This window comes from Micromonospora sp. NPDC049048 (assembly GCF_043197615.1).
Lineage (GTDB): Bacteria > Actinomycetota > Actinomycetes > Mycobacteriales > Micromonosporaceae > Micromonospora.
Genome location: NZ_JBICTM010000006.1, coordinates 410,455 through 429,298 on the forward strand (window position 1 = coordinate 410,455; position 18,844 = coordinate 429,298).

19 protein-coding genes and 1 tRNA gene are annotated in these 18,844 nt (G+C 72.5%); 8 read left to right on the top strand and 12 right to left on the bottom strand.

From position 1 onward, the window contains the following. Positions 1 to 98: 98 nt before the first annotated feature. Positions 99 to 527, bottom strand: a complete 429-nt coding sequence (locus tag ACGFIG_RS21515) for a PH domain-containing protein (RefSeq protein ID WP_393005426.1) — start codon at positions 525 to 527, stop codon at positions 99 to 101. Positions 528 to 614: 87 nt separating this feature from the next. Between ACGFIG_RS21515 and ACGFIG_RS21520 the strand changes: the two genes are divergently transcribed. The 3 genes from ACGFIG_RS21520 (at position 615) to ACGFIG_RS21530 (ending at position 3,506) form a co-directional block, all read left to right on the top strand. After that, on the top strand, positions 615 to 1,787 hold the full coding sequence (locus ACGFIG_RS21520; RefSeq protein WP_393005427.1) for a thiolase family protein: 1,173 nt from the start codon (positions 615 to 617) through the stop codon (positions 1,785 to 1,787). Between the two features lie 53 nt (positions 1,788 to 1,840). After that, complete coding sequence (locus ACGFIG_RS21525; protein WP_393005429.1) at positions 1,841 to 2,866, top strand: phosphotransferase family protein; 1,026 nt, start codon at positions 1,841 to 1,843, stop codon at positions 2,864 to 2,866. 127 nt (positions 2,867 to 2,993) lie between these two features. Further along, positions 2,994 to 3,506: a hypothetical protein gene (locus ACGFIG_RS21530; protein WP_393005431.1), complete on the top strand. Its 513-nt coding sequence runs from the start codon at positions 2,994 to 2,996 to the stop codon at positions 3,504 to 3,506. Positions 3,507 to 3,510: 4 nt separating this feature from the next. Here ACGFIG_RS21530 and ACGFIG_RS21535 read toward each other — a convergent pair whose 3' ends face one another. Genes ACGFIG_RS21535 through ACGFIG_RS21550 form a run of 4 tightly spaced genes read right to left on the bottom strand, consistent with a single transcriptional unit; the run spans position 3,511 to position 7,092 of the window. Beyond that, positions 3,511 to 4,722 (bottom strand): ABC transporter permease, encoded by a 1,212-nt coding sequence (locus ACGFIG_RS21535; RefSeq protein WP_393005433.1) that lies wholly within the window; start codon positions 4,720 to 4,722, stop codon positions 3,511 to 3,513. Further along, positions 4,719 to 5,456 (bottom strand): ABC transporter ATP-binding protein, encoded by a 738-nt coding sequence (locus tag ACGFIG_RS21540; protein WP_393005609.1) that lies wholly within the window; start codon positions 5,454 to 5,456, stop codon positions 4,719 to 4,721. Before ACGFIG_RS21540 ends, ACGFIG_RS21535 begins: the two co-directional genes overlap by 4 nt. Before the next feature lie 11 nt (positions 5,457 to 5,467). After that, the gene (locus ACGFIG_RS21545; RefSeq protein ID WP_393005435.1) at positions 5,468 to 6,544 is read right to left on the bottom strand and encodes a peptidoglycan-binding protein; all 1,077 of its coding nucleotides are present in this window, start codon (positions 6,542 to 6,544) and stop codon (positions 5,468 to 5,470) included. Further along, on the bottom strand, positions 6,541 to 7,092 hold the full coding sequence (locus tag ACGFIG_RS21550; protein ID WP_393005437.1) for a hypothetical protein: 552 nt from the start codon (positions 7,090 to 7,092) through the stop codon (positions 6,541 to 6,543). Before ACGFIG_RS21550 ends, ACGFIG_RS21545 begins: the two co-directional genes overlap by 4 nt. A gap of 182 nt (positions 7,093 to 7,274) precedes the next feature. On the opposite strand from ACGFIG_RS21550, the gene ACGFIG_RS21555 reads away from it, so the two are divergent. Both ACGFIG_RS21555 and ACGFIG_RS21560 read left to right on the top strand, forming a co-directional pair. Continuing rightward, entirely contained in the window at positions 7,275 to 7,943 is a 669-nt protein-coding gene (locus ACGFIG_RS21555) for a response regulator transcription factor (RefSeq protein WP_393005439.1), read from the top strand. Further along, the gene (locus ACGFIG_RS21560) at positions 7,940 to 9,010 is read left to right on the top strand and encodes an ATP-binding protein (RefSeq protein WP_393005441.1); all 1,071 of its coding nucleotides are present in this window, start codon (positions 7,940 to 7,942) and stop codon (positions 9,008 to 9,010) included. Before ACGFIG_RS21555 ends, ACGFIG_RS21560 begins: the two co-directional genes overlap by 4 nt. 89 nt (positions 9,011 to 9,099) lie before the next feature. On the opposite strand, the gene ACGFIG_RS21565 is transcribed toward ACGFIG_RS21560, so the two are convergent. Both ACGFIG_RS21565 and ACGFIG_RS21570 read right to left on the bottom strand, forming a co-directional pair. After that, complete coding sequence (locus ACGFIG_RS21565) at positions 9,100 to 10,695, bottom strand: ricin-type beta-trefoil lectin domain protein (protein ID WP_393005443.1); 1,596 nt, start codon at positions 10,693 to 10,695, stop codon at positions 9,100 to 9,102. Positions 10,696 to 10,920: 225 nt separating this feature from the next. Next, positions 10,921 to 13,077: a hypothetical protein gene (locus ACGFIG_RS21570; RefSeq protein WP_393005445.1), complete on the bottom strand. Its 2,157-nt coding sequence runs from the start codon at positions 13,075 to 13,077 to the stop codon at positions 10,921 to 10,923. Positions 13,078 to 13,198: 121 nt separating this feature from the next. Between ACGFIG_RS21570 and ACGFIG_RS21575 the strand changes: the two genes are divergently transcribed. Continuing rightward, complete coding sequence (locus tag ACGFIG_RS21575) at positions 13,199 to 13,906, top strand: glycosyltransferase family 2 protein (RefSeq protein WP_393005611.1); 708 nt, start codon at positions 13,199 to 13,201, stop codon at positions 13,904 to 13,906. Positions 13,907 to 13,999: 93 nt separating this feature from the next. On the opposite strand, the gene ACGFIG_RS21580 is transcribed toward ACGFIG_RS21575, so the two are convergent. Both ACGFIG_RS21580 and ACGFIG_RS21585 read right to left on the bottom strand, forming a co-directional pair. After that, positions 14,000 to 14,902, bottom strand: a complete 903-nt coding sequence (locus tag ACGFIG_RS21580; protein WP_393005447.1) for a transketolase family protein — start codon at positions 14,900 to 14,902, stop codon at positions 14,000 to 14,002. A 2-nt stretch (positions 14,903 to 14,904) separates the two neighbouring features. Next, the gene (locus ACGFIG_RS21585) at positions 14,905 to 15,672 is read right to left on the bottom strand and encodes a transketolase (RefSeq protein ID WP_393005449.1); all 768 of its coding nucleotides are present in this window, start codon (positions 15,670 to 15,672) and stop codon (positions 14,905 to 14,907) included. A 46-nt stretch (positions 15,673 to 15,718) separates the two neighbouring features. On the opposite strand from ACGFIG_RS21585, the gene soxR reads away from it, so the two are divergent. After that, the gene (soxR, locus tag ACGFIG_RS21590) at positions 15,719 to 16,183 is read left to right on the top strand and encodes a redox-sensitive transcriptional activator SoxR (protein WP_393005451.1); all 465 of its coding nucleotides are present in this window, start codon (positions 15,719 to 15,721) and stop codon (positions 16,181 to 16,183) included. A gap of 19 nt (positions 16,184 to 16,202) precedes the next feature. Here soxR and ACGFIG_RS21595 read toward each other — a convergent pair whose 3' ends face one another. Beyond that, positions 16,203 to 17,180 (bottom strand): NAD(P)H-quinone oxidoreductase, encoded by a 978-nt coding sequence (locus ACGFIG_RS21595; protein WP_393005453.1) that lies wholly within the window; start codon positions 17,178 to 17,180, stop codon positions 16,203 to 16,205. 9 nt (positions 17,181 to 17,189) lie between these two features. Continuing rightward, the gene (locus ACGFIG_RS21600; protein WP_393005455.1) at positions 17,190 to 17,729 is read right to left on the bottom strand and encodes an AAA family ATPase; all 540 of its coding nucleotides are present in this window, start codon (positions 17,727 to 17,729) and stop codon (positions 17,190 to 17,192) included. A gap of 97 nt (positions 17,730 to 17,826) precedes the next feature. Here ACGFIG_RS21600 and ACGFIG_RS21605 point away from each other — a divergent pair. Continuing rightward, positions 17,827 to 17,916: transfer RNA gene (locus ACGFIG_RS21605), tRNA-Ser, on the top strand. 225 nt (positions 17,917 to 18,141) lie between these two features. Here the strand turns inward: ACGFIG_RS21605 and ACGFIG_RS21610 are convergent. Beyond that, complete coding sequence (locus ACGFIG_RS21610; RefSeq protein WP_393005457.1) at positions 18,142 to 18,648, bottom strand: helix-turn-helix domain-containing protein; 507 nt, start codon at positions 18,646 to 18,648, stop codon at positions 18,142 to 18,144. Positions 18,649 to 18,844: the final 196 nt, after the last annotated feature.

An 18,844-nucleotide genomic window follows, 5' to 3' on the forward strand; every position in this document is an offset into this window, starting at 1 on the left:
GTGGGCCGGGACGGGGCGCCGGTGGTGATCGGGGCGGGCCCAGCGTCGCCACCTGGCCTGGTGGCGGGCCGCCCGGGGCGACGTCGGGCGCGCGTCGCTCAGCGCGGGCGGGCCTCGTGCAGGGCCTCGGCCACCTCGGCGGGGTGCGCGCCGAGTTCGTGGCGGCCGAGGAGGTGCAGCGAGTCTCCCGCGTCGATCTCCAGCAGTTCGCCGCTCAGGCCCCGCCGCGCGCGGCGGTCCACGGTCACCTTCTCGATGGCCGACCAGGGCAGCCGCCGGCGCCCCGCGAAGCCCTGGACGACCGTTATCCCGTCCGGGTCGACCGCGAGCCGGACCGGCGCGAGAAGGTCACGCGCCGCCCAGCCGGCGAGCGCGACGGCCGTGAGTACGGCCAGCGCCAACCGGATCCGGTCGCCCCCGTCGAGGAGCAGCGCCAGCGCCAGCAGTGCGACCGCGCCGGTCAGCTTGAGCGCCGGTAGGGCTGGCGGCACCCGCCACTGCCGGGTCGGTGCCGGGTGTGGAGGCATCCGTTCAGCATGCCAGGGCACGGGGGAGGACGCCGGGCCCGCCGAGGACGTAGGATCGGGGCCAGCCTATGTTACCGGGGAGTAGTCATGAGTGACGCAGTCATCGTCGGCGCGGTACGCACCCCGGTGGGACGGCGTAAGGGCAGCCTGGCGGCCGTGCACCCGGTCGACCTCTCGGCGCACGTGCTGCGCGCCCTCGCCGAGCGCACCGGCATCGACCCGGCGCAGGTCGACGACGTGGTCTGGGGCTGCGTCTCCCAGGTCGGCGACCAGTCGTGGAACGTCGCCCGCAACGCCGTGCTGGCCGCCGGCTGGCCCGAGTCGGTGCCCGGCACCACGCTCGACCGGCAGTGCGGCTCCAGCCAGCAGGCCCTGCACTTCGCCGCCGCCACCGTCCTCTCCGGCCAGGCCGACCTGGTCGTCGCCGGTGGCGTCGAGTCGATGACCCGGGTCGCGATGGGCGCCAGCGTGGCGGGCGGGTCGCCGTTCAGCGACCAGCTGCGCGACCGCTACCGGGGCGTCGAGGGCTTCGCCGACGACGCACCGCTGCCGTTCAACCAGGGCGTCGGGGCGGAGCTGATCGCCGAGCGCTGGCGCCTCTCCCGCGCCCAGCTCGACGAGTTCGCCCTCGCCAGCCACGAGAAGGCCGCCGCCGCGCAGGACGCCGGTGCCTTCGACGCCGAGATCGCCCCGGTCGCCCTGGCCGACGGCGGCAAGTTCACCGCCGACGAGGGCATCCGGCGGGACACCTCGCTGGAGAAGCTCGGCGAGCTGGCGACCCCGTTCCGCCCCGACGGCGTCGTCACCGCCGGCTCCGCGTCGCAGATCTCCGACGGCGTGGCGGCGCTCGCGGTCACCACCAGCGAGTGGGCCAGCCGGCACGGCCTGCGCCCGCTGGCCCGGGTGCACACCGCCGTCGTGGCCGCCGACGACCCGGTGACCATGCTGACCGCGCCCATCCCGGCGACCGCGAAGGCGCTGCGCCGCGCGGGGCTGGGCATCGAGGAGATCGGGGTGTACGAGGTCAACGAGGCGTTCGCCCCGGTGCCGCTGGCCTGGCTGGCGGAGACCGAGGCGGACCCGGAGCGGCTGAACCCGCGCGGCGGTGCGATCGCCCTCGGCCACCCGCTCGGCGGCTCCGGCGCCCGGATCATGACCACCATGCTCGCCCACATGCGGGACAACGACATCCGCTACGGCCTCCAGACGATGTGCGAGGGCGGCGGCATGGCCAACGCCACGATCGTCGAGCTGCTGTAGGGCGGCGGAAAACCCATGGCCCGACGGCCCGGTCGGCGGCTACGTTGCCCGGCGTGACAGACGCCGCCACGCAGCCCGACGACCGGGCCAGCACGCCACGCGCCGGCTGGGCCGACCCGGGCTGGCGGGACGCCGCGCTCGACTGGATCGGCGAGCGACTCGGTCGGCACGGCCGCCAGGTCGTCGGGCCGGTCGAGCCGCGGGTCCGGCCCTGGTCGCTGGTCTGGCGGGTGCCCACCGACGGCGGAGACGTCTGGTTCAAGGCGAACAACCCCGGCACCCGTTACGAGGCCGCGCTGCTGGCCGCGCTGGCCCGGCTCGCCCCCGGCCGGGTGCTCGACCCGCTCGCCGTGGACGCCGACCGGGGCTGGTCCCTGCTGCCCGACGGCGGCCGGACGCTGCGCGACGCGCTGGGTGGCGACCGGAGCCTGCTGGACCGCTGGGAGCAGGTCCTGCCCGAGTACGCCGAACTCCAGCGCGCGGTCGCGCCCGCAGCCGGCGAACTGCTCGCCCTCGGCGTGCCCGACCACCGGCCCGAGGCGCTGCCGGAGCTGTTCGAGGCGCTGCTGGAGGACGAGGAGTCGCTGCTGTCCGGGACGGAGGACGGGCTCACCGCCGAGGCGCACGAGCGGCTGCGCGCCCACCGGCCCGCGTTCGCCGAGGACTGCCGGCGGCTGGCCGGATCGGGCGTCGCGCCGACCGTCCAGCACGACGACCTGCACGACGGCAACGTCTTCGTGGCCGGCGCCGGGTACCGCTTCTTCGACTGGGGCGACGCCTCGGTGGCGCATCCGTTCGGCACCCTGCTGGTGACGTTGAACTCGGTCGCGGACGCGTTCGGGCTGCCCGAGGGCGATCCGGCGCTGGCCCGGCTCCGCGACGCCTACCTGGAGCCGTGGTCGCAGGGGCACGATCCGGCGACGCTGCGGGAGGCGGCCCGCCTGGCCGTACGCGTCACCCGGGTCAGCCGGGCGCTCTCCTGGCGCCGCGCCCTGCGGGGCGCCGACCCGGGCCGGGCGGAGTACGCCGCCGCAGTGCCCGGCTGGCTCCAGGAGCTGTTCGCGCCCGACCCGGTCTGAGCGGTGGCCGGCCCCGGCGGGCCGCCGGGGCCCGGGAGCCGCACAGGCGGTGCGACGGGCGGCCGTGGAAGTTCTGCAATTTGCGCGTGACCCATGTCACTACCATGCCGCCGTCGTTGGGCAGGGCATGGACGTCTTCTCCCGAACGTTCCTCCCGGCCGCCTCCGAGGCCGGGCTGGCGGTGCAGACCGTCACCCGCCACATGCCGGTCTTCCGGCGCTGCGTCGGCTCCGGCGACGCCACCATTCTCGTCACCCGGTGCGGCCGACCGGACCGCCCGATGGCCGGCGAGTACCTCCTCCTGCTGACCCACCGCCGGCTGGTCGTCACGCAGCAGACCCGCGTGCTGCACCGGCTGCGCCTGCACCTCAACACGGAGTTGCGGGAACTCAGCAACGTCACCTGGAGCCCCGATCCGCGCCTGCAGTCGGTCGAGCTGGCGGCCACGGCGATCGACGGGATCCGCGAGCGCTTCCTCATCCGTACCCGCCACCCGAAGCAGGTGTGGCAGCTCGACGCGCTGCTCAACCACGCCTTCCGGACCCGGTTGCGGACACCCCGGGAGCGGCTCGTCGCCACGATCGGCGACACCCCGCCGGCCGCGCGGCCCGTCGCCTTCCGTCCCGCCGTGGTGCGCTGACCACTCAGCTGCCGGTGAGGGCCTGGGTCGGCGTCATCCGGGCCGCGCGCATCGCCGGGTACAGGCCGGCTACGGTCCCCACGGCGAGGGTGGCCGCCATCCCGCCAGCGGTCGCCCACGGGGGTACGACGACCATCCACTGCCTGGTCGCGGCGTAGACGCTGGTGGCGATGATGCCGAACAGCACACCTCCGGCACCTCCGATCGCCGACAACAGCAGCGACTCGACCAGGAACTGCAATCGCACCTGCCCACGGGTGGCGCCGAGCGCGCGGCGTAGGCCGATCTCGGTCCGGCGTTCCAGGACGGAGATCACCATGGTGTTGGCGACCCCGATGGCTCCGACCAGCACCGCGACCGCACCGAGCCCGATCATCAGGTTCTGGAACGTCTGGTCGGTCGCGGCCTGGGCGGCCAGCGCGTCGGACGGGCGGGAGACGCGCACCTCGTACGGCGCGGCCGGGTTGACGGTCCGGCCGAGTAGCGTACGGACCGCCGCCACGGCGTCGGATCGTATCCGGGTGTAGACGCTGGTGGGATGACCGTTGAACCCGAGGTCCCGGACAGCGACGGACCACCCGATCAACGCGGCGAGGTCGAGCTCCGGAGCCAGCGGCGCCGGCGCGAGGATGCCGACGACGGTGAACCGTTGGCGACCGACGACGACCTGACTCTGCCCGGTGATCTCGTCGAAGCCGAGGTTCTGGGCGGCCTCGGCGCCGAGCACGACGGTGGGGAACTGGACGCTCGGCTCGGTGAGCCAGTGTCCGGCCGCCATCGTGGCGCGAAGGGTGTCGGGCAGGTTGAGGAGGGTCGCGTAGACGCCGATGCTGTTGGTCTCCTCGGCCGGTACGAGTTCGTTGCGGTAGACCGATGTCCCCGGCAGGACGCCCACGGCCGAGACGGACTCGACGGCGTCCATCCGGGCCACCATGGGAACGGCGGTCTCCGGCAGCGTGGCGGTCGCGCCGTACTCGGTCTTCCCCGGCGTGGCGGTGAGCATGTTGGTGCCGAGCTCGGCCAGCCGGTGGTCGAGGTCGGCGCGGCTGGAGGAGGAGATGCCGACCACGCTGATCATCGCGGCGATGCCGATGGCGATGCCGAGCGCGGACAGCACGACCCGTAACCTCCTCGCGCGTAGGCCGGCGGCCCCGACACGCACCACATCGCCCGGTCCGAGCCGGGCCGGCCGCGGCCCGTTCCGTCGCGCCGTCATGCGGTGCCCCCGTCCGGCCGGCCGTCGCCCCACCCGGCGACGGCGCGAGGTGGCGCGACCGCGTTCGAGCAGAGGAGCGTGTCGGCCACCACGAGGCCGTCGGCGATCTCCACCTGTCGGGGCAGGGCCATGGCGACCTCGTGGTCATGGGTGATGACCACGACAGTGGTTCCGGTGGTGTTGAGGTCCCGCAGCAGTTCCATGACCGTGGCGCCGGAGACGGAGTCGAGGTTGCCGGTCGGCTCGTCGGCCAGCAACAGTCGTGGCGCGCCGATCAGGGCACGGGCGATGGCGGCACGTTGCTGTTCCCCGCCCGACAACTCGTGCGGGCGGTGATGCAGTCGGTGGTCGAGCCCCACCCGCTCCAGCGCCTGGGCGGCCCGCCTACGCCGTTCGCGTAGGCCCACCCCGGCATAGAGCAGCCCGTCGGCGACCGCTTCGCAGACCGGCTGACCAGGGGTGAGGTGGAACTGCTGGAACACGAAGCCGATGGTGCTGGCCCGCAGCGCCGACAGTTGCCGGTCGGTGAGGTCGGTGACGGAGTGCCCGGCTATGTCCACCCGTCCGCTGGTCGGCCGGTCCAGCGTCCCGATGAGGTTCAACAACGACGACTTCCCCGAGCCCGAGCGGCCCACGACAGCCACCGCCTCGCCGCGCTCGATCACCAGGGACACGCCGGCCACGGCACGGACACCGCCGGGATATTCACGGACGACGTCCTCCAGGACGACCACGGGGCTTGTGCTCATGCGGCTACTCCCACGACCGTTCCCGCAACGAGGCCGTCGCCGCTGACCTCGACCTGCCCTTCGGCGAACAGACCGGTCCTCACCGGCACCACCCGCCGTTCGGCACCGTCGCGGATCTCCAGTCCGTACCCGCCGTCGGGGATCGCCAGCAGCGCCCCCACGGACACCGTCAGGACGTTGACGCGCGTCTGCGCGACGTACCGTACGGTCACCTCCGTGTCGTCGGGCAGGTCCAGCGCTGCCTTGTCCGCGACGCTCACCACCACCGGGATCCGCTGAGTGTCCGCGTTCCCGCTGGCGGCCGCGTCAGCCGGATCCGACTCGGCTCCGACAACCGTGACCCTGCCCGGCACCTCCCTGCCGCCAGGCAGGCGAACGGTGACGGCGTTGCGCACCCGGGCCAGGCGTTGGTCCCTCAGCGCGACGTCGGCGGTGACGACCCGGGTGGTGCTGGTGACCGTCAGCACCTCGCCCGTGGCCGTGGCGCCAACTCGTACCGACTGCGTCGCGATCCGCACCCGGCCTTCGGCATAGATCACGTCCGCAACCTCCACGGTGCCCGTCTCGTCGCGTTCCAGGGCCGCCTGCCAGCGTTTGACGGCCCTCGCCGTCGCGGCGGTGAACTCGGTGTCGACGGTGAAACCCGTGTATCCGAGCGCCTTGAGGTTCTGCGTGAACTGCTTGACGTCCTCGCCCCTGGTTCCGATCGTGAGCTGGCGATACATCGGCAGCGCCCCGTAGAGCAGCACCAGTGGCCGGTCGTCGATCCGCAGCAGCGCCTCTCCCCTCGACACCATGGCTCCTGGTGTCGGCAGCCACGTGACGGTGCCGGACGCCTGCGAGATCACCGGTGTCGGGTTGCCGTACGAGATGCGGCCGGTGACGGCCGTCTGGTCGACGAGGGTCTTGCGGATGAGGGTGGTCGTGTTCGCGGGCGCCGGGTGCTGGCCGGAACTCCCGGTGTTCCCACCGAGGCCGATCGCCGTGGTGGCGGCCCCGCCGACGACCGCCACCGCCAGTGCCACCAGCGCCGCCCGCCGGAGCAGGCGCGGAACCGGACGCGGCCCGGTCATCCGCCATCCGGCATCGGGATGCCCAACTCCTTGACGCAATCCTTGTAGGCCTTCTCCACCTCGGGCAGTTTCTTGAGGGAGTTGTACCTGCCCGGCGTCTGGTACTCCGGATTCGGATTCGGATCGGGGTAGTCGGCGAAACCGCGCTCCCGGACACACCTGGCGATGGCCCGCAGGTTCTTGAGCTCCTCGGGAGACATCTCGTACTTCAGATATGGTTCGGGCCGGTCGGCCTCGGCCGGCTGTTGTGCCCGGCACTGGGCCCAGGCGGCGTGGCTGTCGATAGCGCCGCTCGGGATTCCGTCGATTTCCATCTTCGCGTTCATCGCGGAGCTGTGGTGTCCGGCGTACTTCGCGTCGGGCATCCCGTTCGCACGCAGGCACCCCAGCCACGACTCCATCTTCCGGTCGTAGTCCTGCCACTGCCCGGCACCGGACCCGGCCGAGGATTCCGCCCCGGTCGAGCAGGCAACGCAGCCGAGCACCAGTCCGATCCCGACAACCGGCGCCAGGGCCGCTCGTAGCAGTCGACTTCGTGCTGTCGTCATGCTTGTCCCTTTCGTCGACACGTCGCCCGGCATCACCGAGCACGTGGTCCGGCCGCACCAACGGTCCGACCACGGCCATGGAGTCTGCCGACAGGCACGTAGGCCGGCCGTGAGCGAACGGCTGACGGAACCTTTACCTACGCCCTGGCATGCTCCGAGGCGATATCTGGAAGGGAGTTCCGGTGCGGATACTCGTGGCGGACGACGAGCGGCTGTTGGCCGACATGGTCGCGACCGGACTGCGGCAGCAGTCGATGGCGGTCGACGTCAGCTACGACGGCCACGGCGCCGTCGAACGGCTGAGTGTGAACAGCTACGACGTCGCCGTCCTCGACCGCGACATGCCTGGCCGTACCGGCGACGAGATCTGCCGCTGGATCGTGCGGTCCCAGCGGACGACGCGGGTGTTGATGCTCACCGCCGCTGGCGGCATCCGCGACCGGGTGGAGGGCCTCAACATCGGCGCCGACGACTACCTCGCCAAGCCGTTCGCCTTCGCCGAACTGGTCGCCCGGATCCAGGCGCTCGGGCGACGATCGGCACCGGCGGTGGCGCCGATACTCGAACACGACGGTCTCGTCGTCGACGTCGGCCGTCATGTCGCGCTGCGCGACGGGCGGGTCCTCGCCCTGACCCACAAGGAATTCGCCGTCCTGCACGTGCTCATGCGGCACGTCGGGCAGGTGGTGAGCAGCGAGGAACTGCTGGAACACGCCTGGGACGAACACGTCAACCCGTTCACCCACGTTGTGCGGGTCACCGTCATGACGCTGCGCCGGAAGATCGGCGACCCGCCGTTGATCCACACGGTGCGCGGTGCCGGCTACCGGGTCGGCGCGGGAGCGGCATGAACCTGCAGACTCCCCGCCGACGGCTCCTGGTCGTCTGCGTGGCGGCGTTCGCGGCCGGTTACGCCGTACGGATCCTCGGTCAGAGTCTGTTCACCTGGTTCTACCTCGGGCTGAAGGCCGCGTGCCCGGACCACGCCGTGTGCGTGAAGATCAGGGAGGAGGCGCACTGGCTGTTGCCGGACGCTGTCGCCGCACTTGCCGTGGTCGCACTGCTCCTGCTGCTACGGCCCGTCTCCTGGGCGCTACGGCCGGTACGCGACCTCGTCCCGGTCGTCGCTCGGATCGGCCCGCAGAACCTGGGTTACCGCACCGGTGTCATCAGCGGCCGCAACGACGAGTTTGCGGCGCTGTGCCGGGCGATCGACGACATGATGGACCGCATCTCGACCGGCTACGAGGGACAGCGCCGATTCGCCGCCAACGCCTCCCACGAGCTGCGCACCCCGCTCGCGGTGCAGCGGACGCTGATCGAGGTCGGCATGGCACAGCCGCTCACGGGCGAACAGCTCACGCTGCTCGCCACCCAGTTGCTGAAGACCAACGAGCGCAACGAGCGGCTCGTCGAAGGGCTGCTCGCGCTCAGCGAGGCGGACCACGGGTTGGTGTCACGGCTGCCGCAACGCCTCGATCAGATCGCGGCCTCCGTCATCGCCGCGCACCAGGCCACGGCGGACACCCACGCCGTGCAGCTCACCAGCGAGCTTCGACCACGGATCGTCGAGGGCGAACAGGTCCTGCTGGAGCGACTGGTGACGAATCTCGTGCAGAACGCGATCAAGTACAACCACGCCCAGGGCACCGTTCACGTCACGGTTGGCGAATCTCCCGCGCTCGTCGTCGTCAACACCGGGCAGATCGTGCCCGCGGACGCCGTGACCGGCCTGTTCGAGCCGTTGAAGCGGCTGGCGGCTGACCGGATCGCGCACAGCGGAGGCGCCGGGCTCGGGCTGGCCATCGCACGATCGATCACCCAGGCGCACGGCGGCACCATCACCGCGACCGCTCTCGACCGTGGCGGCCTGCGCCTGGAGGTCCTGTTGCCAGGCGTACGCGACGGCGGCCTGTGACACCCGCGGCGGGTGCTCCGTCACGCGGGCCGCCGGCGTGAGCGGTGCCGCCCGGGGAGGGGCGGCACCGCTCACGAGAAGAGCCGGGTTCAGTAGACGCGGGAGCCGATGAAGTCGTCGTGCCCGTAGCCCACCGGGTTGGCGAAGTTGCGCGACTCGAAGGACCACTGCTGCCGGGTGCTGGTGGAGCAGGCGGCCAGGCGCAGCCGGGGGGTGCCCGACGCCGGGCTGTCGAACGCCAGGCAGAGGCCGCTGTTGCCGGCCGTCCGGATCTGGTTGCCGGCGAACACGAACTTCTGGTTGGCGCCGCCGTGGCAGTCGTGGATGTTCACCGCCGTACCGGCGCTCAGTGAACCACCCGAGACGTCGAGGCAGCGGTCGTGGGACAGCTCCGAGTGCACCGACTGACGGGTCGCGTCGTACCAGAAGCCCTGGTTACGCCCGCCGTGGCAGCCGTACGACTGCTGTGGGGTGCCGTTGCGTGAGTCGTAGCCCTTGCCGTCGACGCAGGTGCCGGTGGCGGCGTTGCGCAGCTGCTTGAACTCGAGGAGTCCGGGGTAGAGCACGCCGTTGCCGGTGCTGGCCGGGTCGACGCAGGTGCCGCGCTGTTGCCCGGAGTTGAAGAACTGGGTGATGCACTGGGCGAACATGCCGTGTCCCCGGTAGTTCGGGTGGAACGACTGCCGCGCCGCGTTCTCGTCCCAGACGCCGACCTCGATGTGCAGCCCGCGTACGGAGGTGCTGTCGGTGCACACCTCGTGGCCGTGGAAGAGCCGGCTGGCGTCCAGGTAGCGGGTGCCGGTGTTGGCCGCCGCCGCGCGCAGCGACTTCTCGAACAGCGGCACCGCCTTGTTCCGCCCGAACGCGGAGTCGGCCAGGTAGGTGAGGCATCCGCCGGCGTACCAGCCGGGGAAGTTCGGGTTGTCCTCCACGTCGGGGCCGAAGGGGCTCGGGTACGACATGAAGACCAGCTCGTAGTCGGACTGCAGGTAGCCGGCCCCGGTCATGGTCCGCCGGATGTCGGTGAGCGCGTCCTGGACCGCCTGCCGGCTGCCGTCCGTGCGGACGGCCCACTGGTCGGTGTAGGTGGGGTAGCACGCGCCCTGGAGGAAGACCCGGCTGACGGCACAGTCGGTGGCGACCGGGCCGAACTGGATCGTGCCCTCGCCGTTGGCGCCGACCACCACCCAGATCAGCTTGATGTGCGTGTTGCGCGCCTTGATGGCCAGGTGGTCGCCCTGGTTGAGCTCGTTGTGCTGGGTCGGCCCGCCCCGGATCAGGTTCCACGGGGTCGCCCCGGAGCAGGCGATGTTGTACTTCTCGTTGGCGGTGATCCCGGTGCGGAAGACCGCCTGGTCGTACGAGCGGTCGCACCAGTTGCCGGGTTGGTGGGTGCCGGGGATGTAGTTGCCGACCCCCTCACCGGAGATCTGGCTGTCGCCCATGGTGATCAGCGCGGTGCGGCGCTGTTCGATGGGGCGGATGCCGGGCGCGCCGTAGAGCGCGGTGGCCTCGCTGGCGCGGATCGCCTCCAGGTTGGCGGCGAGTGGCTGGATGGCCGGGCGGTCGGCCGCGGTGGCGGGGGAGGCTGTTCCGGCGAGCATCGGCAGGACGAGCGCGGCGGCGGCGACGACGGTGAACACCCGTCGTCGGGCGCGTTCGCGCCTGGCAGAGGAACCAAGCATCGACCCACTCCTTTCGGCTCGATCGCGGGACGTCGATCGAGTCACCAGAAGGTAGCGCCGGCTTCGATGCATGTGAATGCGTCTCGGAATCGTTGCCGCAGAGTGAAGAACCGGGCGATCCGGGCAAACCGGGGCGGCGTGAGGTGTCGCCGGGCGACCGGAAGGGCCTCGGCCGGGTCGGTCAACCACCCCACAGCCACACTCGGCGTCGCCCTGCGGCGGCGGTCAGCTCCCGGGCGGGAGGGCGTAGCCCACGTAGCTCCGGAACTGCACGCGCCAGTCCGGCGGCACCAGCGCCGTGCACGCCGTCCGGCTGCCCGTGCACACGATGGCGTCGACCGAGGCCGGGTGGGCCGGCGGGCGTTCCGGCAGCACCGACTGGAGCGCCACCAGCTCCGGCGGGCGTCCGCCCGCGTCGCGCAGCAGCAGCCACCAGGGGTACTCCCAGTTGTCGTTCTGCTGCACCAGGCCGATCCGGCGGGCGCCCGTCGCGCGTACCGCGTCGGCGGCCCACCGGAACTCCTCCGTCCACTGGGGGCGACGCAGGAAACGCGTGTCCCATTCGGTGGTGGTGAAGACCGAGCCCGCCCCGACCAGCCGGCGCGGGAAGCCGTACGACACGGCCAGCACCCCGGCCAGCGCGCAGGTGGCCAGCACGGTCACCGCGAGCCCGGCGGCCACCGGCCGCCGGCCACCCACGCCGCCGGCAGCGCGCCGGAACAGCGCGTCCAGCCAGAGGCCCGCCAGCGGTACGGCCAGCGTCAGCGCGTAGAGCAGCAGGCGGTTGCCCCACGGCTGCCACTTGATCATGGCGGTGTGCAGCAGCACGGCCGCCACCACGACCACCGCGTACGCGCGCAGCGGCCCCGCCCGCGTCGGGCTGATCCGGCCGGGCCGGGTCAGCGCGACCGCCGCCCCGATCGCCGCCAGCGCCCCGGCCAGCGGGAAGGCCACCCGGTCCTCGTCGGGGTACCAGGACGGCACCGGGAACCGTTCCTGCCCGAAGGTGGTGGCCCGGTCCTGCGGGTCCACCCCGAGCAATCCGGCGCCGCCAATGATCGCCTCGGCGCCTGCCCGGCGCAGCGGCGCGAGCGGCGTGTCGAACGCGGTGTGCGCGATCCGCAGCGCGTTGACCACCAGCGACGGCGGGTCGTGCCGTTCCATCGGGATGGACTCGCGCAGTCGGGGCGGCCCGAGCGGGTGTCCGAACTCGGCGGTCACCCGAGCGAGGAACGGCCCGACCACCACCACCGCGACGAGCAGGATCAGCGCCGATCCGGCGACCGTCCGGCGCACCTGCCGCCGGGACCGGGAATAAGCGGTGCGGGCCAGCCGGAGCTGGGCCAGCCCCCAGAGCAGCAGCAGTGGACCGACGGCGGCCAGCCCACTGGTCTTGGTCAGCGCGGTCAGCCCGGTGGCCGCGCCCAGCGTCAGTATCGCCCCGACGTCGGCGCGTCGGTGCAGCCCGTCCAGCGCCACCGTGGCCACGCAGGCCACCCAGGCGGCGCAGACCAGGTCCGTCTGGGTGCTGGTCGCCTGGAGCGCCACCATCGGGGTGGTGGCGAGCACGAACGCGGTGAGCAACTGGGCCCGCCGCCCGCCGCCGAGCTGCGCGGTGATCCGGGTCGCCGCCAGCAGTACGCCGACCCCGGCCGCCCACTGCACCAGGTTGTGCAGCGCGTCCCCGCCGGTGAACAGGCGCAGGTGCAGCAGCAGGTACTCGGCGCCGGGCGGGATGGTCACCTGCCGGTGGATGGCCGTCGGCCAGAACTCCAGGCTGCCCTGGGCCACCCACTGCTCGACCTTGGGCAGGTGGTACGTCTGCGAGTCGAAGTTGTTGGGCTCGGCCAGCAAGGCGATCAGCAACTCGACGAGCAGCAGCCCGCCGACCGTGCCGGCGAGCAGCCGCTCGCCGCGACCCGCCGTACGCCAGGCCTGGGCGAGCGTGGCCGACCAGCCGGCGCGGCGGGACGCGACGCGACCGGCGGCGGCCGGCGGCGCAGGGGGCGGAGGCAGCGGAGTGCCGGCGGCCGGGCCGGCGTTCGCGCCGACCAGCGCCGGCTCCGGCGCGGCGAGAACCTCGACCGCGTCGGCCCGGACAAGGGCGCGCGCGGCGTCCCGGCGGCGGCGCCGGCCGGCGGCGACGGCCGCGCCGGAGAGGAACAACAGCCAGGCCACGGCGAACGCCGGCAGGGTGAGCAGCCGCGCGGCACCCAGTGCTTCCACGGTGAGCACCGCGAACGCGCCGGTGACCAGAGCCGCCCGGAGCAGCGCGAGTCGACGGCGGCCCACGGTCGGACGCGTGAGCGGCCGGAGCGCGATCGCGAGCAGCCCGACTGCGGCGACCGGCACAAGGACGAGCGGGTAGCCGACTGCCGACATGGCGGCAGTAAACACCATGAACCTGAAGTCGCCGCGCCCGATGCTCGCAGTGCTGAACACCGGGCCGGCGGCCTTAAGGCTAGGCTAGGGCCGACATATCGTCCCCACCGTGGAGACTCCCGTGAAGCTCTCGATCCTCATGCCGGTCTACAACGAGGAAGAACGCATCGCGGATGCCCTCAAGCAGGCATTGGCGGTCGACTACCCGTGTGAGATCGAGCTGGTCGTGGTCGACGACGGCAGCCGGGACGGCACCGGTGAGATCCTCGGTCGGGCCGACGACGCGCGCCTGCGGGTCATCACCCACCAGCGCAACGCCGGCAAGGGCGCCGCCATCAAGACGGCGGTCGACAACGCCGAGGGCGACTACATGGTCATTCTCGACGCCGACCTGGAATACGACCCGATGGACATCCCGAAGCTGCTCGACCCGGTGCTCGACGGGCGGGCCACGGTGGTCTACGGCAACCGCACCTTCGGCAGCCACAGCGCCTACAGCTTCTGGTACGTGATGGGCAACAAGGGCGTCACGATGGCCGCGAACGTGCTGTTCAACTCCTACATCGGCGACCTGGAGACCTGCTTCAAGCTGATGCCGGTCGCGCTCTACCGCTCGCTCGACGTCCGCTCCCGCGGCTTCGGCATGGAGGCCGAGGTCACGGGCAAGCTGCTGCGTCGACGCATCCGCCCCTACGAGGTCCCGATCAGCTACCGGGCGCGGGGCCGCGAGGAGGGCAAGAAGATCACCTGGAAGGACGGCGTCGAGGCGATCTGGATCCTCGGCCGCGAGCGCACCCGCCGCCGTCCCCTCGGCACCCCAACGCACTGACCCTTCCGCGTCGCCACGCGGGACGGCCCCGCCGCCCCGGTTCCCGTCTGTCCCGACCAGCACCTCCCGCCGCTGGTCGCTGGCCGGTGTGACTCAGCGGCCGGCCGGCACCGGAGCCGTTTCCAGGAACCCGGCGACCGAGCGGCGCAGCCCGGCGGCGTCCAGCCCGTGCCAGCGGGTGTGGTCCTCTGCGGAGCCGTAGCGGCGCAACTCCTCGCGTCCCACGCCGAGCGCCAGCAGCCGGTGTGGCCGGTCGGCCAGCGCCGCCGACACGACCCGGGCCGACGTTCCGGCCAGGTAGGGCTCCACCAGGATGACCGCGTCGCCGGCCAGCGCCCGCAGCCCCGCCGTGTCGAACGGCCGCGGCCGGTGGGTGTAGGCCACGCTCACCCCGAGGTCGGCCACCGCCGCCAGCGCCGCGTCGAGCACCGGCCCCACGGCCACCAGCAGCGGCGCGCCCGGGCCCGCGTCCCGGAGCATCCGCAGGGCGCCGTCGCCACCGTACGGCCGCGCGTTGTGCAGCGTGGACAACCGCAGGTACGCCGAGCCGTCCGCGGCCACCGCGTCCCGCAGCAGCGCCGGAACCTCGTCGGGGTGACCGGGAACGTGCACGGTCCAGCCGTGCAGGGTGTCGACGAGCGAGACGTCGGCCGGGGACAGGTGGGTCCGGCCCGCCGCCGCCCGGTCGTACGACGCGCCGACGCTGACCAGCACCGCGCTGACGCCCTGGTGGTCCAGGTCGAGCTTGATCTGCTCGTACGCCCGCTCGACGAGGAACGGGGCGTAGCTGTGCGCGATCGGCCGGAGCCCGGTCAGCGCGAGCCCGCCGGCGACGCCCAGGAGCAGTTGTTCCCGGATCCCGACGTTGAGCACCCGGTCCGGGTGCCGGTACGCGGCCGGGGTGAACGCGTCGGCGGAGATGTCCGCCAGCACCAGGGCCGTACGCGGATCCTCCGCCAGCAGCGCGGTGGTGGTCTCGATGAAGCGGTCCCGCACGGTCACTCCCCCTGGTCGACGACCGCGACGACGACGTGCGGCCGGTGGTTGTCGTGCCCGGTCAGGGCGGTGTGCAGGGCGTCGTGGTCGTGCCCGTCGACGGTGGTGGCGGTCCAGCCGTTGACGGTGAACCGGCTCGCCGCGCCGCCCGGCCAGCCGTGCGTGGCGGAGCCGTTGTCGACGACGATCGCGGTCAGGCTGGCCAGCCCGGACGCCCCCGCGTACGCGATCGCCTCGTGGTTGGAGCCCTCGTCCAGCTCGGCGTCGCCGAGCAGCACGTACACCCGGGGCGTCAGCAGGCCCTGGGCGCGCAGCCCGAGCGCGGTGCCGACGCCGAGGCCGAGCCCGTGGCCCAGCGAGCCGGAGCCGATCTCGACCCCGGGCACCAGCATCCGGTCGGGGTGGTCGCCGAGCCGGCTGTCGGGCCCGCCCTGGTCGTCGAGCCAGTCGGCGGGGACGAACCCCTTGGCGGCGAGCACGGCGTAGTAGCCGGCGACGGCGTGCCCCTTGGAGAGCAGGAACCGGTCCCGCCCGGGGTCGTCGACGGTCTCCGGGGTGACCCGGAGTACCCGGTCGTAGAGGACCCAGAGCACGTCGACCGTGGAGCGGACGTTCGCGCCGAACTCGCGGCCCGCGCGGATCCGTTCGTACCGCGGCGCGACGGGTGCCGGCAGCGGCGGGGCGGTCGGGTGACGGGGTGGCGCGGCGGCCGGGTCGGCGGGTGGCGCGGCGAACGGGGCCGGACCCGCGCTGGCGGTGGTCGTGGTCATGCCGCTAGCCTGCAAGTTGAAGTCCGCTTCAACTCAAGGCGACGTGATGCACGAGTCCCTCACCATCGGCCAGCTCTCCCACCGCAGCGGCGTGGCACCCTCGGCGCTGCGCTACTACGAGCGGCTCGGGCTCATCCGGGCGGAGCGTACGGGCGGCAACCAGCGCCGCTACGCGCGTACCGAGCTGCGCCGGGTGGCGTTCGTCCGGATCGCCCAGCAGGTCGGCATCTCGCTCGAGGAGATCCGGGAGGCGCTGGACTCCCTGCCCGCCTCCCGTACGCCGAACGCGGAGGACTGGGCGCGGCTGTCCGCGACCTGGCGGGAGCGGCTCAACGAGAAGATCCGGCTGATGACCAAGCTCCGCGACGACCTGGACGGCTGCATCGGCTGCGGCTGCCTGTCCCTGCAACGCTGCACGCTCTACAACCCCGGCGACTCGCTCTCCGGCGAGGGCCCCGGCGCCCGCCTCGTGCTCCCCCGCGAGGTCGCGGATCCGACGCCGGCGTCCTGACCCCGGGCGAGACCGCGCGTCAGCCGGTGGTGAGCAGCACCTTGCCGACGTGGTCGTTCGACTCGACCAGCCGGTGCGCCCGCGCCGCCTCGGTCATCGGCACCCGCCGGTCCACGACCGGCCGGACCGCCCCCGACTCGACCAGCGGCCACACCTGCTCGCGCACGCCGCGTACGATCTCCGCCTTCTCGTCCAGCGGGCGGGACCGCAGCGCGGTGGCCGCGATCGTGCCCCGCTTGGCCAGCAGCGCCCCCAGGTCCAGCTCGCCCTTGCGGCCGCCCTGCATGCCGATCACCACCAGCCGGCCGCCCGTGGCCAGCGCCGCCACGTTCCTGGGCAGGTAGGCGGCACCCATGATGTCGAGGATGACGTCCGCGCCCCGGCCGCCGGTGACCCGGCGGATCTCCTCGACGAAGTCCTGCTCGCGGTAGTCGATCGTGTGCGCCGCGCCCAGCTCACGCAGCCGCTCGTGCTTTCCGGAACGGGCGGTGACCGCCACGGTGGCGCCGAGCGCGACCGCGAGCTGGATCGCGAACGTCCCGATCCCGCTGCCGCCGCCGTGCAGCAGCAGCGTCTCGCCCTTGCCGAGCCGGGCCAGGTGCACGACGTTGGACCAGACCGTGCAGGCGACCTCGGGCAGCGCCGCGGCGTCGACCAGGTCGACGCCGGCCGGCACCGGCAGCAGCTGCCCGGCCGGCACCGCCACCCGCTCCGCGTAGCCGCCGCCGGACAGCAGCGCGCAGACCTCCCGGCCCACCTCCCAGCCGGCCACGTCGGGCCCGATCGCGCTGATCACCCCGGAGCATTCCAGCCCGGGGTACGCGGGCGCGCCCGGTGGCGGCGGGTAGTGCCCCTGCCGTTGCAGCAGGTCGGCCCGGTTCACCGCGCTGGCCCGTACGTCGACGATCACCTCGCCCGGCCCGGGCTCGGGATCGGGCACCTCGCTCCAGACCAGTGCGTCGGGTCCGCCGGGCTCCGGGACAGTCATCGCGCGCATGTTCCGTGTCTACCCCACCCGTCCGTCGGTCCACGCCCGGGCCAGGATTTCGTCCACCGTCCGGGCCGGGGTCAGCGCCGAGCTGTCCAGCCACAGCCCGATCCGGGGCGTCTGCGCCCGGAAGTCCGCGTCGAGCGCGGCGACCGGCCAGTCCCCGTACCCCTTCTTCTCCCGCGCCTGTTCGCGGGCGGCGACGACCTCGGGGCTCGGCGCGAGCACCACGACCGCCAGCGGCCGGTGCCGGATCCGGTCGACCATCGCCGGCAGCTCCGCGCCGAGGACGACGTCCTGGAGCACCACGGTGAAGCCGGCGGCGGCGTAGCGGTCCGCCGCCGACGCGGCGAGGTCGTAGCGCAGCCGCAGCTGCCGCCAGGCCTCCGCCGACGGCTCGGCGGTCATCTCCGCCCGGCCGCTCACCACCATCCGCCGGAAGACGTCGCCGCGCAGGTGCACCGCGCGGGTCAGCCGCCGGGCCAGCGCCTCGGCCACACTGGATTTTCCGGCGGCCATGATTCCGCTGATCAGCACCACCGACGGGACCTGCCACACACCGTCGATCATCTCAGCGCGGGCGCGGTGCCCGCTCGCCCGCAGCGGGAGCGTGGCAGACTAGGCACGTCGCGCACCCCACGGGGGGCGCGGACCGGGAGGGTTCGCCTAGTGGCCGATGGCGCTGGTCTTGAAAACCGGTAAGGCAGCGATGTCTTCGTGGGTTCGAATCCCACACCCTCCGCCACTCGACACCACAACGCCTCTTGACCAGGATTTTTGGCCGAGAGGCGTTGCCGTCAATATGGCACGTGGCACCTTCTCAACGTCGACCTCATCGAGGCGGTGGCTTCCAGCGGGAGTCTGCTCTCCGGAATCGTGCCCAGCACCGACTGGCTGCCGATGACGAGGACGTCCCGGTCTCCGGCGATTTGGCACGCGGACCGCAGCACGTGCTCCAGTTGCTCGCGTCTCACGCCGCTCGTTTCCAGCCGCTGCGCGTGAATGCCTCAAGGACCTTCTTGCGCTGTGGCTGTGACAGGACTCCGGCAAAGGGCGAGTTCTGTCGTAGCTCCACAGATTCCGGATCATCGGAGGTCAGCGCTTTCAGGACGGCACCGACACCCTCGTTGATCTTGTCGTGCCAGCGTTTCAGCCACACCTCGGTCATGGTCTCTCGGTGCTGGCGGAGGAGTCGATCGAGATTCTCCCTGGCCTTGCCCAGCACCTGGTCCGGGTCGGTGACCAAACTGCCGGCCACCGCTTGGTGCAGCCACAGCGACTTGAGTTGATCACGGGTCAGTTGCGGCTTGGGGCGCAGCAGTGCCTCAACCTGACTTCGCTCGATTCTCCGATGCGTGCCGACCCTCACGAACGGCAGTTCACCGCGCTCGCACAGGTTGACCACCTGCTGGCGCGACGATCCCAGCAGCTTGGCTACCTGACCGGTGGTCAGAAGGTCTCCACTCGTCGTCGCCATAGTGGGAGCATGCGCTACAAACGCTAAAAACGCAACTCGCCTGACCGCGTTCCCGCTGGTCAAGCCTTCGTGGGCTGCGTCTGGAACGGCGTTGCAGCGCTGCGTAACCCAGCCCTGACTCCCGCCTCGCGGGCGGATGCGTCCCGGCGGACCGGGTCGCGTCAGGCACAGGGACGAAGCTGCTGCCGGCGTTGGC

Bases quoted from the DNA above. Each gene is read 5' to 3' on its own strand.
- ACGFIG_RS21515 (WP_393005426.1), bottom strand. From the start codon at position 527: ATGCCTCCACACCCGGCACCGACCCGGCAGTGGCGGGTGCCGCCAGCC.
- ACGFIG_RS21520 (WP_393005427.1), top strand. From the start codon at position 615: ATGAGTGACGCAGTCATCGTCGGCGCGGTACGCACCCCGGTGGGACGG.
- ACGFIG_RS21530 (WP_393005431.1), top strand. From the start codon at position 2,994: ATGGACGTCTTCTCCCGAACGTTCCTCCCGGCCGCCTCCGAGGCCGGG.
- ACGFIG_RS21535 (WP_393005433.1), bottom strand. From the start codon at position 4,722: ATGACGGCGCGACGGAACGGGCCGCGGCCGGCCCGGCTCGGACCGGGC.
- ACGFIG_RS21545 (WP_393005435.1), bottom strand. From the start codon at position 6,544: ATGACCGGGCCGCGTCCGGTTCCGCGCCTGCTCCGGCGGGCGGCGCTG.
- ACGFIG_RS21550 (WP_393005437.1), bottom strand. From the start codon at position 7,092: ATGACGACAGCACGAAGTCGACTGCTACGAGCGGCCCTGGCGCCGGTT.
- ACGFIG_RS21560 (WP_393005441.1), top strand. From the start codon at position 7,940: ATGAACCTGCAGACTCCCCGCCGACGGCTCCTGGTCGTCTGCGTGGCG.
- ACGFIG_RS21565 (WP_393005443.1), bottom strand. From the start codon at position 10,695: ATGCTTGGTTCCTCTGCCAGGCGCGAACGCGCCCGACGACGGGTGTTC.
- ACGFIG_RS21570 (WP_393005445.1), bottom strand. From the start codon at position 13,077: ATGTCGGCAGTCGGCTACCCGCTCGTCCTTGTGCCGGTCGCCGCAGTC.
- ACGFIG_RS21585 (WP_393005449.1), bottom strand. From the start codon at position 15,672: ATGACCACGACCACCGCCAGCGCGGGTCCGGCCCCGTTCGCCGCGCCA.
- soxR (WP_393005451.1), top strand. From the start codon at position 15,719: ATGCACGAGTCCCTCACCATCGGCCAGCTCTCCCACCGCAGCGGCGTG.
- ACGFIG_RS21595 (WP_393005453.1), bottom strand. From the start codon at position 17,180: ATGCGCGCGATGACTGTCCCGGAGCCCGGCGGACCCGACGCACTGGTC.
- ACGFIG_RS21610 (WP_393005457.1), bottom strand. From the start codon at position 18,648: ATGGCGACGACGAGTGGAGACCTTCTGACCACCGGTCAGGTAGCCAAG.